The 12206-nt window shown below is 37.9% G+C and carries 16 protein-coding genes; 4 read left to right on the forward strand and 12 right to left on the reverse strand.

What is annotated here, in order from left to right:
- The coding region (locus tag V7149_RS10970; protein ID WP_335345667.1) for a YjcG family protein at positions 1–501 on the forward strand (501 nt) is incomplete at its 5' end.
- Between the two features lie 9 nt (positions 502–510).
- Positions 511–933, forward strand: coding sequence for a GNAT family N-acetyltransferase (locus V7149_RS10975; RefSeq protein WP_335345668.1), 423 nt, complete (start codon positions 511–513; stop codon positions 931–933).
- A 49-nt stretch (positions 934–982) separates the two neighbouring features.
- On the opposite strand, the gene V7149_RS10980 is transcribed toward V7149_RS10975, so the two are convergent.
- The gene (locus tag V7149_RS10980; protein WP_335345669.1) at positions 983–1246 is read right to left on the reverse strand and encodes a hypothetical protein; all 264 of its coding nucleotides are present in this window, start codon (positions 1244–1246) and stop codon (positions 983–985) included.
- A 149-nt stretch (positions 1247–1395) separates the two neighbouring features.
- Here V7149_RS10980 and V7149_RS10985 point away from each other — a divergent pair, with 149 nt between their 5' ends.
- Entirely contained in the window at positions 1396–3717 is a 2322-nt protein-coding gene (locus tag V7149_RS10985) for an ATP-dependent helicase (protein WP_335345670.1), read from the forward strand.
- Positions 3718–3774: 57 nt separating this feature from the next.
- Here the strand turns inward: V7149_RS10985 and V7149_RS10990 are convergent, their stop codons facing one another.
- From V7149_RS10990 to V7149_RS11020, 7 genes are all read right to left on the reverse strand, one after another.
- Entirely contained in the window at positions 3775–4029 is a 255-nt protein-coding gene (locus V7149_RS10990; RefSeq protein WP_335345671.1) for a stage VI sporulation protein F, read from the reverse strand.
- Between the two features lie 108 nt (positions 4030–4137).
- Entirely contained in the window at positions 4138–4263 is a 126-nt protein-coding gene (locus V7149_RS10995) for a YjcZ family sporulation protein (RefSeq protein WP_335345672.1), read from the reverse strand.
- Between the two features lie 106 nt (positions 4264–4369).
- Entirely contained in the window at positions 4370–4726 is a 357-nt protein-coding gene (gene spoVAE, locus V7149_RS11000; RefSeq protein ID WP_066294855.1) for a stage V sporulation protein AE, read from the reverse strand.
- A 15-nt stretch (positions 4727–4741) separates the two neighbouring features.
- Entirely contained in the window at positions 4742–5761 is a 1020-nt protein-coding gene (gene spoVAD / locus V7149_RS11005; protein WP_335345673.1) for a stage V sporulation protein AD, read from the reverse strand.
- Positions 5761–6237, reverse strand: coding sequence for a stage V sporulation protein AC (spoVAC, locus tag V7149_RS11010; protein ID WP_335345674.1), 477 nt, complete (start codon positions 6235–6237; stop codon positions 5761–5763). Before spoVAC ends, spoVAD begins: the two co-directional genes overlap by 1 nt.
- 13 nt (positions 6238–6250) lie before the next feature.
- The gene (locus V7149_RS11015) at positions 6251–6727 is read right to left on the reverse strand and encodes a sporulation protein (RefSeq protein ID WP_335345675.1); all 477 of its coding nucleotides are present in this window, start codon (positions 6725–6727) and stop codon (positions 6251–6253) included.
- A 629-nt stretch (positions 6728–7356) separates the two neighbouring features.
- On the reverse strand, positions 7357–7713 hold the full coding sequence (locus V7149_RS11020; protein WP_335345676.1) for a DUF1360 domain-containing protein: 357 nt from the start codon (positions 7711–7713) through the stop codon (positions 7357–7359).
- A 132-nt stretch (positions 7714–7845) separates the two neighbouring features.
- On the opposite strand from V7149_RS11020, the gene V7149_RS11025 reads away from it, so the two are divergent.
- The gene (locus V7149_RS11025; protein ID WP_335345677.1) at positions 7846–8445 is read left to right on the forward strand and encodes a CotY/CotZ family spore coat protein; all 600 of its coding nucleotides are present in this window, start codon (positions 7846–7848) and stop codon (positions 8443–8445) included.
- A gap of 52 nt (positions 8446–8497) precedes the next feature.
- On the opposite strand, the gene V7149_RS11030 is transcribed toward V7149_RS11025, so the two are convergent.
- The 4 genes from V7149_RS11030 to V7149_RS11045 form a co-directional block, all read right to left on the reverse strand.
- Complete coding sequence (locus tag V7149_RS11030; RefSeq protein WP_335345678.1) at positions 8498–9067, reverse strand: CotO family spore coat protein; 570 nt, start codon at positions 9065–9067, stop codon at positions 8498–8500.
- A 142-nt stretch (positions 9068–9209) separates the two neighbouring features.
- Positions 9210–9980 carry an enoyl-ACP reductase FabI gene (fabI, locus tag V7149_RS11035; protein WP_335345679.1) on the reverse strand — a complete coding sequence of 257 codons (771 nt, stop codon included), beginning with the start codon at positions 9978–9980 and terminating at the stop codon, positions 9210–9212.
- A 102-nt stretch (positions 9981–10082) separates the two neighbouring features.
- On the reverse strand, positions 10083–11945 hold the full coding sequence (locus V7149_RS11040; protein ID WP_335345680.1) for a monovalent cation:proton antiporter family protein: 1863 nt from the start codon (positions 11943–11945) through the stop codon (positions 10083–10085).
- 47 nt (positions 11946–11992) lie between these two features.
- On the reverse strand, positions 11993–12206 hold a 214-nt coding region (locus tag V7149_RS11045), incomplete at its 5' end, for a magnesium transporter (RefSeq protein ID WP_335345681.1).

Raw genomic sequence — 12206 nt, forward strand, 5'->3', positions numbered from 1 at the left:
ATTGTTATTTTTCCATCAAAAAAACTTCAGGACTTTGCGAATTCTTACCGAAAAAGGTATGATCCGAATTATTCCTTAATTCCTCCGCACATTACGCTAAAATCATCATTCGATGTACCAGAAAAAGATATGGATCAGCTTACAGTTACTTTAAACGAAATTTCAAACAACTATCAGCCTTTTAATATCCAATCGACAAAGTTTAGTTCTTTTAAACCTGTTAACAATGTTATCTATTTAAAAATAGAAGGATCAGAAGAGCTGAAAGAGCTTCAAAGCGAAATAAATGATAAAATTAATATCGAAAATTCCGATTATGCATTTGTTCCTCATATTACGGTTGGGCAGAACCTCTCTAATGATGAGCATTCAGATGTTTATGGCACGCTAAGAATGAACCAATTTAATTATGAGGACAGCGTTGACCGTTTCCACCTGTTGTATCAGCTAGAAAACGGATCATGGACTGTATACGAAACATTTCGACTTGGAAGGGAATAGGGAACTAGTATGATTGTAAAAGTCGTAGGAAATCATCAAGAATTACAGGATGCATTATCTGTTCGCAAAATTGTTTTTATTCAGGAACAGCAGGTTCCCGAAGAAGAAGAAATCGATCAGTATGATGACTTAGCCATTCATTTTGTTCAATATGACGGAGAATCTCCAATAGGTGCAGGCAGATTTCGAACAATTGATGGGATTGGGAAAGCTGAAAGAATTTGCGTCCTTAAAGACAAGCGAAAAACTGGTGCGGGAAAAATGATTATGCAGAAAATTGAGGAATATGCCAAAGAGCATGACATTCATTCTGTAAAGCTAAATGCCCAAACACATGCCATTCCTTTTTATAGCCGCTTAGGCTATGAAATAATCTCTGATGAGTTTTTAGATGCAGGCATCCCCCATCGGACAATGAAAAAAGATCTGTAAAAAAACTTCTGTCACCTTGACAGAAGTTTTTTTTCGTAAGTAACTACCACTAGGCAAAGTCACTGTAAAGAAGTCCCTTCCCTGTAATTTCTCCATATAATCTTTCCATTCGATCATTAGGCACTTTCTGATTTTTTCCTGATGTTTTTTTGTCAGTGGGGGTTAGCTCGTGTGAATGTTCTTTCTCTGAAGGATTGACTGAAGGCTTTATTCGATTAATAGGAACGAATCGATATGGGTCATACTTTTTGATACCCACTCTCTCCGCATATTGGCTATATTGATAATGGTTAACTGGAATAATATACCCCATTTTTTCCTCCTTCTTTGTACAAACACTTTCTATAGAAATACGAAAATAGGTTTCTATTTATGACCATTTTCTTAAAAAACTTTCGAAGTCATATGCTTTTTTGTTATGATAGGGTTTGTCTAAACAAAGGCAAAGTTGAGGATTACTAGATGAAAACAGCGAAGTTTAATAATGCAATCATTGATTTGAATCATATGAACCGAGAATTATACCAATTTATTTATGAAAATGGCAAAAAGGGAAAGCTCCATTGCCCAGCTTGTGGTGATCCTGTTCGGTTCTACATAGGGATTGAAAAGGAACCTTTCTTTTATCATATACATAAGGAAGATAAGAAGTGTGGGGATCCTCCAACCCTCCTTATATCAAAACATAACGAACAACAAGAGTATAAGGAACAAAATGGATTTAGAATTCCAAAATCCCGATCCATAACAGCAGAAACTCCGGCAGGAAACACTTATAAAAAAGCACAGACATTGAAAATAAAAACTCCTTTTACTCCAGCCAAACGATATGAAATGAATGAATCATTTCATTATTTACATGATTTAAAAGAAGCTGGTGTCGTTCTTGATCATAATCAAGCTAAGGCTGTATCCCGTGTAAATGGACCGCTCCTTGTTCTTGCAGGAGCCGGCAGCGGAAAAACTCGGGTATTGACAGCAAGAACTGCTTTCATGATTACTGAGCATGGAATTGACCCAAAATCAATTATGCTCGTTACTTTTACAGCGAAAGCCGCTGCAGAAATGAAGAAAAGGCTCTTGACCTACCCAAGCATTGACCAACATAAAATTCAGCAAATTGTATCTGGCACCTTTCATAGTCTTTTCTATCGGATATTAGTCTTTCATTCTCCCCAGGAATGGTCTGCTTCTAAACTTTTAAGCAAGGGCTGGCAGCGGGACCAGCTTATAAAACAGGCTGGAAGAACCTTAAACATAGATGAGAAGGAATTCGCCTTTGATCTCGCTTTACAGCAAATTAGCTTTTGGAAAAATTCCATCATACCCGCGGATCAGGTTAGACCTGAATCTGCCTGGGAGGAACAGGTTGCTCTTCTTTATCAGCTTTATGAGCAAGAGAAAAGGAAAAATGAATGGTTTGATTTCGATGATATGCTGCTTGGATGTTATACATTATTTCAAAATGAACCGTCAATTCTAGCCAAGTACCAAAAGCGGTTTCAATACTTTTTAATTGATGAATTTCAAGACATTAATAAAATACAGTATGAATTAATTAAAATGATGTCAGCACAAACGCAAAATGTATGTGCAGTTGGGGATGATGACCAATCTATATATGCTTTTCGCGGCAGTAATCCCCAATACCTGCTAGATTTTGAAAAAGACTTTTCTACAGCAGAAATCGTCATATTAAGTCAAAATTACCGTTCTTCACATGAAATTGTATCTACTGCAAATGAAGTAATTTCACAAAATAAAAATCGCCATGTGAAGAAAATGCAAGCTCAAGTATCTGGAACAAATCCGCCAGTTGTTTTCTACCCTTATGATGAAGAAGAAGAAGCGACGGCAATTGTTACTGATATGCAGGAAAAAATAGCAGAAGGCTTTCAGCCAAGTGACATCGTTGTTTTATTCCGTACAAATACCGGAAGCCGCGCCATTTTTGAACGATTGACTAACTCCAGCCTTCCCTTCAGGATTGAAATGGATGCGGAGTCTTTTTATGACCGTTTTATCGTAAAAAGTATGCTGAGCTTTTTACAGCTGTCTATTAATGAAGATAATCAAGATGCGCTTAAGAATATTCTTCCGGCTCTTTTTGTAAAGCAAACAGCGATGAGGGATTTGATCGCAGAAAGTATTTTAAAAGATTGCTCCCTTCTTGAATGCCTGAAATATATAAAAACAGGTTTTTCTTTTCAAGAAAATAAATTGAAAAAGAGTGTAAAAGTGATCCGATCTTTATCACAAATGTCACCTGTTTCAGCAATTGAAGCCATTGAAAAGGAGCTCGGATTTCAAGACTTTGTTAAAAAGAGGGGCGCTGATGGCAATAAGATGGAGAAAGGCTCTGATGACCTTAAAGACCTTAAAGTTGCTGCAAGGAACTTTACTTCAATTGAGGATTTATTAAATCACGCAGACCATATGCGAGCTATGAATAAGGAAATGAAGGCTTTCAGCAAAAAAAATCAAAATGCTATTTCATTAAGCACGATACACCGAGCAAAAGGACTAGAGTATAAAGTCGTCTATATATTAGGGACCGTTGATGGAAATTTGCCTCATGATTATGCCTTAGAAGCATTTCGGAATGGAGATTCTTCCTCAATTGAAGAGGAGCGTCGACTTCTGTATGTAGCAATTACAAGAGCTATGGAATACTTGTACATTTCAATTCCCGAAAAAAGACGCGGAAAGCAGGCTGCCCCCTCAAGATTCCTTTCCGCTATTCCAAAGCAATCAATGGTAATGAAGGAATTTTCGCAACAATAAGAGAGACTGTCCTGTAAGGTGCCTGGCACCTTTTCTTTAGGACAGCCTTTTTTTTCTTTATTTTTTATTAATCATTTGTGAAATGGTGCCAAAATCAAGCTGTTTGCCATCTGTGATAATTGATTTTACAATTTTGTCCTCAGTTTCTTTATTTACTGGCCTATTTGCAATTTGCGACACCCTTCTAATGACACTTCTCACTGTTTTTTCATCTTTAAAATTTGCATTTTGTAATGAATTAGCTAATTCAAATACATCCTTCATATTAACGCCAGTTTTCTGCTCAATATTCTTAAACAAATTATTATCCATTTTTAGATTCACGCCCTTTCATAAACTACTTTATATACTATGAAATTGGGCGTAAAACGTGAAAAAAAAACAGGCTAATGGAAAACATCTACCTGTTTTTTAGAAGTATTATAAAAAGCTGGCACCAACAATAATTAATAAGATAAACAACACAACAATCAAGACGAAATTTGAGTGGAAGCCGCCACCAAAACCACATCCACCAAAGCCGCATCCTCCGAAACCAAAGCCCATATCCTTACACCTCACTTTATTTATTCTTTAACACAATATGAAATATGATGAAAAGGTGTGTGGGCAAGCTCCTATATTTGTCTTATGATTTTAAGAAATGGATTTTTTATCCTTTTGGCTTAAAGATAAGGGCCCCGATAAATCCGAATACGATAGCTGCGGAAATACCTGAACTTGTGACCTCAAACATTCCTGTTAATACGCCTACAAGGCCATGCTTCTCCGCTTCATTTAACGCCCCATGAACAAGTGAGTTCCCAAAGCTTGTAATGGGGATAGTTGCACCAGCACCAGCAAAATCAATTAATGGCTCATATAGACCAACACCATCTAGGATGGCTCCTATCACGACAAGAAGGCTTAAAGTATGTCCTGGTGTTAGTTTCGCAACATCAAATAATAATTGGCCAATCACACAAATAATTCCTCCAACGACAAAAGCCCAAAAAAACATTGGAAGCATCTGTATACCCCTCCTTCACTTGTTATCCATTTCGATTGAAACCGCATGTGCAATGCAGGGAATAGTCTCATTTTGCTGAAAGGTTAATGGTGACAAAAGTGCGCCAGTAGCCACAGCTAAAATTCTCCTATAAACACCCTGTTTCATTTGATTCAGCAAATGTCCATAAAGAACGGTTGCTGAACAGCCTGCTCCGCTCCCCCCGGAATTGACTGGCTGATAGTCTTTATATATAAGCAATCCACAATCTTGGAATTTATCCTTTTCAATTTTCAATCCAGCATTCGTCAATAACTCATGAGTTGCACTTTGCCCAATTTGTCCTAAATCTCCAGTTACAATTAAATCGTAGTATGATGGATCTAATTGTAAATCCTTGAAATGAGCTTTAATGGTTTCGGCAGCAGCAGGCGCCATCGCCCCCCCCATATTAAATGGGTCCGTGATTCCCATATCAACGACTTTGCCAATGGTTGCAGCAGTTGTATAGGGAAGATTTTCATTGCCTTCGTTTACTTTTACAAGGGCCATCCCTGCACCAGTAATCGTCCATTGAGCTGTAGGGGGCTTTTGTCCGCCGTATTCAGTGGGATATCTAAACTGTCTTTCTGCAGCCGCATTATGACTTGCTGCGCCTGTAAGTATATATTTGGCACCTTGATTATTAATGATAAATGAGGCGAGTGCTAAACCCTCCATAGAAGTAGAGCAAGCTCCGAATATTCCAAAATACGGAATTTGATTCGTTCTTGCACTAAAGCTTGTTGGGGTAATTTGATTAATTAAATCTCCCGCAATATAGAAGTGAACATCGTCTTCCTGCAGATTGCCCTTTTTTAAAGCTGCTTCGCAGGCTTCTTCAATTAGTACTCTGTGAGCCTTTTCATATGAATCCTGTCCCATCCATAAATCATCATGCAGAACATCGAAATCATTCGCAAGTTTACCATTTGCTTCAAATGGACCTCCTGATACACCGGTTGCCGCAATAATAGGACGATTCTGGAATACCCAAGATTGCTTCCCTCTAAGCATTACAAAACACCCCATTGAATTAATATCGTTTTAATTAAAGCAACAACAAATGCTGAAAAGACTCCGAATAAAATGACAGAGCCCGCTAGCTTAAACATGTTTCCCCCAACTCCAAGAACAAATCCTTCCGTTTTGTGTTCAATCGCTGCAGAAATAACTGCATTTCCAAACCCTGTTACAGGTACAGCAGTTCCCGCTCCACCGTATTGGGCAATATGATCGTAAACGCCGAAGCCTGTAAAAAGCATAGAAAGGAAAACCATCGTGGCAACAGTGGGATTTCCAGCTGTTTGCTCTGTAAAGTTGAAATAATATATATAGAAATACGTAATGGCCTGTCCAATTGCACAAATTACGCCGCCCACCCAGAAGGCTCTAAGGCAGTTTTTTAAGATGGGGCGTTTCAGCTCATGCTTTTGCTGCAATGTTTGATATTTTTGTTGCTCGGGTGTAAGTTTCTTCTGGTCCTTCCCCATAATATTCTCCTTTCTATGCCATTTCTTGTTTAAGCCTAATTATTTCTTGTAATTTTTGATTTGCTTTTTTATCTGTGAAATTCGGGTCTTTCATTCTTTCATTTAGCTTTATAGCTTCAAGGAAAATTTTATAATCACTGGAGACCGTGAATTTTTCGTCCTTGTATTTTTTCTCCAGCATATCCGACATTCTCTTCTCGATTTTTTTCATTTGAAACCGGTACATATGCTTTACCTTATAGGCTACTAGCGTATCCTTTTTTCCTTTTAAGACCGCAACATCATATATTTCTTTCATAGAACTGATGTCTTGTTTAATGCTTTCCACTAAATCAAGCTTTTCTTCCGTGTTGCTTTCAAGTAATGCCGGACTTGGATTTGTCGTTTTCACTAACGCCAGCTTACTCTTTTTCGGCTCGTCAGTCCCTATCCCACAGCCTGATAATCCTGCAGCAAATATGAACATAATAATGCAAAATTTTGTCCTCATAAATCTTCCCTTCCTTTTTCGTCCGTTATCACAAGCAGCTTCATAAATCAATTTCGCCTCGGCGAAATTGCGCCCAGATTTTTATCGAGCTGGCTCGATAATTTCCTCTAAAAAATCTGAGGCATCCGCCGGAGGCTTCACTTCATTCAGCCAGAGTTTGAACCCCGACTGAATTAGATGTTTTAGACAATCATCTCTGACTTATAGAAATAGAAGACTTTTTGCTGAATGAAGTGAAGCATTTCTTCATTTATTGTCCACGATTCATAGAAAATTTATGAATTTACAAACCACCAAATTATGTAAATAAAAAGCAACCTGAAGCCAGACATTAAAAAAACAGCCGGAATTTCCGACTGTGTGCAATTACTTTGTTTTTTTCGTTGTCTTCCCGCATCCACAACCTTTTTTCTTCTTTGTTGGTTGATTTGGTTGATTTGGTTGATTTGCTTGATTCTTTATTAGTACAGAACTTTTTTTATACATATTACTCTCACCCCTTATTAAGTTTCATTCTTATGGTTCATACTTGACCTTTCTTTACCCACATTTCGCTGGCATTTACTAGTTCCCTTCATATAATATATGAGCAACAGTTTAAGCTTGTGTAAATCAGCGGCCTATATTGGTTATTCATTTAGCATTTTTTGAACAATTGTTTCAATAATGGATGCCAGCCCTGCCACAGCAAGAATAATAAGGATAGGAATAGCTAATGACATAAAGTATATATACACAACACACACGAAAATAGATGTCCAAACACCCGTACACCAGTAGCAGCTTAGCAATTCACCGATAAATCCGCGAATGCCGCCTTTTTTCGGAGTAACATAAATATCAATGCCTCCAGCTTCATTTTTCTCCTCTAATTCATCAAAAAAAGGACTTCTTAAAAATTCAGTTATTTTGTCATAGACCAATAACCTAGTTAGTCTAAAGCTTGCCAGGGCTAGTATCAATAATTCCATTAAGGATAATTCCAAGCTATTTCCATCCTTTCGTAAAAAAATTGCCTATTTTTTAATAAAACAAGGCGTTTGTCCGTAACCCATAGGGCACTTCAGCAATATGTTATTAGTGTAGTATCACAAGAATCAAATAAGGAGGAAACTATAATGGGTTGTGGAAAAAAAGACGACAACTTCAAAAATCACAATCAGGGCTGTGTATGTGAAGTAGTCCGTGCGATAAAAGATATTCAAGAAAATGCAGAAGAAGAATGCCAATGCCCTTCCAACTGCTTTCTAGAACCGCTTGGAGCTATCTCACCTGCTGCAAAGGGAAGACCAATGCGCCCGGATACACGCGTTATTGTCCTTAGCACTGATGATGGAACACCTTTCCATGCTTTTTTCACCAATAATAGAACTAGAATGGGTATGGGTATGGGAAGAGATAGCAAAGACAAAGATCAAGCATGTGTCTCCATCTTCTTCAGGGTTGAAGATGTATTTGATAACTGCTGTGCAGTCCTTCGTGTCCTAGAACCGGTTAAAATGGAAAGCAAGGGAGATAAAGACCAACAAGGACAGAATCAAAATCAGCAAATGCAAAGATTTAAGCCAGTAAACCTTGTAAAAGATGGCGTCATTGACTTAAATGCAGTATGCGATGTTGACTTTTTCCGCAGTACAGGAGACTGCATTACAGTTGACCTTAGCTGCTTCTGTGCAGTCCAATGTATTGCTGACGTAGATTTAAATATTTGCGAATAACATTAATGAAAAAAGAAGCCAGTCGTTTAAAACGGCTGGCTATTTTTTTATGCTATTTTCTTAATCCAACCATTCGGATTTCTTTGATTGATTGAATATGAAGTTCTTTCGTTTTACCATCTAATAACTTGATTTCAATCATTTCCTCTGTTTTTCCAATCAATACCCCTCGAAAGCTGCTCGCATCCGTTTCAAACGTACAAGGGACGGGTGGAAGCTGTTTAGGAAAGTTCAATAAATAATTTAAACGTTCCTCGGTATTCATTGCTTTAAAGCTCTTAAGCCGTTTAAAAGATAGGCTCGGCATTTTTTTAATATGTGGCGTGAAAGGCTTATCCTCTTGTGTTTCTCTGTTTTCAGCTTCGAATTCCTCAATTATTTCTGTAGCCTTTGTACTTTCCTTCACTTCCTCATTCTGTACTTCACCAGAATCATGTAAGTGTGCAGGACTTCCCTCTTTCTCCTCCATTTCATCAGGTTCTAGTAAAGTATGAGACGAATGCGGGGTCACATCATCATCTTCTTTTTTGTTTGTGTAAACTTCCTGCATATTGGCCTTAGGGAATTGTATTGTTGGCTGCAAAATATGGAAAAAGGGTTCTTTCTCATTCTTTTTTAGCATGATTATCTACCTCCATAACAAATGGGTTCATTTATAAGTATGCAAATAATATGCTTTCGTTTCCATTTGGAGGGAAAAGGTGACGATATTATTGCTGTAGGCAAAAAGAAAAACCCGTTTCACATGGAAACGGGCTGTTATATTACAGGATATGAAAACCGGAATCAACGTGAATATTTTCACCAGTAATACCACGGGATAAATCACTAAAAAGGAATGCAGCCGTATCGCCAACCTCTTCAGGTGTAGTTGTTCTCCGTAGTGGAGATCGCTCTTCAATCTCCTTAAGGACTAAATTGAAATCACTTACCCCTTTTGCAGAAAGTGTCCTAATTGGACCTGCAGAAATAGAATTGACTCGAATACCGGCTTTACCAAGATCATTGGCTAAATATTTAACACTCGCATCAAGAGAAGCTTTCGCAACACCCATGACGTTATAGTTTTTGATTGCACGCTCACCGCCTAAATACGTTAAGGTAACGATGCTTCCTCCCTCAGTCATTAAATCCTTCGCAACCTTCGCTACAGCAGTTAAAGAGTATGAACTAATGTTGTGTGCCAGTAAAAATCCGTCTCTCGTAGTATTCATGTAATCGCCTTGAAGCTCCTCTTTGTTAGCAAAAGCAATACAATGTGCAAGTCCGTGAATTGTGCCAACTTGCTCTTTAATTTCTGCGAAGCATTTGTCAATATCCTGATCATTTGTTACGTCACAAGGCAAAACAAGGGAATTTGCCCCCTCAAGGGATTCAGCTAACTCACGAACACTTCCCTCCAGGCGTTCACCCGCATAAGTAAAAATTAATCGGGCGCCTGCATTATGAAGGGATCTAGCAATCCCCCATGCGATACTGCGCTTATTTGCTACACCCATGACAACAAAGGTTTTTCCATTTAAAGAAAGAGTCATTCTTTCCAGCCCCCTAAGTATTGTTACATGTTATTAGTACCTAGTACTAATTTTACTATAATATTTAGAAAAAGGAAAGAAAGGAGTTGAAAATGATTCTATTCAGCACCATTCACAAAATTCAAGCTCCCGTTTTAAATCATCGACATATTTTTTTGTTCCAGTCGCAATTAAACGATCGTTTATATGGAGCTCCGTTTCCCCATGTGGAACAATGGAATCAAGTCCCCTAAAAATCCTCACAATAATGACATCCCCCGTAAAAGGAAACTCTCTTAAAGTCATGCCATTAAATTGTTCATTAAGCATTTCGATTTCATACAATGCATTTTCCTGATTTGTTAATATATCCATAACACTTGGTGTTTCGATTAATGCTCTTAGCAAGGTTTTTTGTGACAATAATACTGAAAAAACTTCGATGTTATGCTCCTTCATACTTTCTTGAAGGTCGGGGCTTTCAAGTCGGCATATGACCCGCTCCACTCCCTGTTCCTTAACGGCAATGGCAAGTGTAGCATTTAATTCCTCATCTCCAGTTGAGATTACAACAATATCTGATTGTAAAACATTCTGCTCTTCTAGCGTTTCAATTAAATAGTTGTCTAGTTCCACAATATCGAATAAGGAATCCGCTAAATTTTTATCTGCCTTCTCTCGTTTTTTATGATAAAGGGTCGTCTTATAATGGCTTGAATGAAGTTCCCGATATACTGGGAGTGTCAGTTGATTTGCACCGATAAATGCCACTGTTAATGATTTTTGAGTATTTGCTTCCCTTGGGAATAATTTTTTAAAGACAACAGGGGTAAATACACTCGTAATAACAGGAACTAAGATTAATGTTCCGCTCATTTCGGCCGTAATAACACCAATTCTCTCGCCAACCGTTGCAGAGGCAATAACTAATGATAAAGTCGATGTCAAAAGAAAACCTGAAGCCATAACCGTTTTCATATCATACCATCTCTTTAATAAGTAGACAGGTACAAGCTTCGAAACTAGCAAGGCAATAAGCAAGAGAGGTATTAGCAAGAGCATTTTTTCATCGCTCAATAATGACCAAATGTTTAGATCAACACCGACCATTACGAAAAATATTGGAATTAAAAAGCCATAACCGAAAGAGTCAAGCTTATGAATCATTTCCTGATTAGGAGCTAGCAAGGATACAAGCACGCCTGCAAGGAAGGCGCCGAGAATATTCTCTGCCCCCACTGATTCAGATAATGCAACGAGCAGGATGATTAAGGTGAATACAGCTCTCGTGCCTATTTGAACAGTCCCAGTCGACATCGCCTCGAAAAAATTTCCGTTTTTGAATCGTCTTCCAATAAAATATAAGAGGACTCCTGCAGCAAAAAGAATAAGCAATAACCACACATTGCCTTCTCCGCCATCATAAAGAGAAACAAATACGGCTAGTAAAATCATTGTGACTAGGTCAGCAATAACAGCAACCAATAGAATAATTTGGCCTATGCCAGTCTTCATGAGATGAGCTTCCTTTAAAGTTGGGACGACAACACCTAATGAAATAGTAGAGATAATTAAGGTCATCAAAAATGCATTTTCAATAAATCCGGCTATTACAAATAAATAGGAAAGCCCCAATGAAACAAGAAATATCCCAGCAAATATAATAAACGATGCAGAAAATGAGTTCGGCTCTAATTTACCGCTTGGCAGCTTTTCCCGCTTCTTATTACTAGAGAATGCAGTAAAGTCAATTTCTAGGCCGCTAAGAAACATTAGAAAAATAAAGCCAAGTGTTGAAAGCGTTTCAAGCCACATATCTGGCTGAACAAGATTAAAGCCGCTTTTCCCAATCAAAAGCCCCATCAAAATTTCCGCAACGACAACGGGTATGAAATGGATCTTTAACCGATGCAATAATATCGGTGTTAGGAAAGCTATTACGATCACAATGACCAAAGAAGCTAACGAAACACCATGTTCTTCCATCTAATCACTCCTTCAATCAGCAAGTGTCCACAACTGGTGTCAGGCACCTATTTAGGTAAAAACCCCAAAAACATGTTTGCGATAGTAAAGTAAATTAAAATACTGATAATATCATTGATTGTGGTAATGAAGGGACCTGAAGCAACAGCTGGGTCAATTTTGAATTTGTGCATAGCTAACGGAATGATCGCACCAGCTAAAGTTGCAATAATTAAGGTGCAGAAAATAGAAACTCCAACTAATATTCCTAAATATAAATTC

This window comes from Bacillus sp. JJ1503, assembly GCF_036965125.1.
Classification (GTDB): Bacteria; Bacillota; Bacilli; order Bacillales; family Cytobacillaceae; genus Cytobacillus.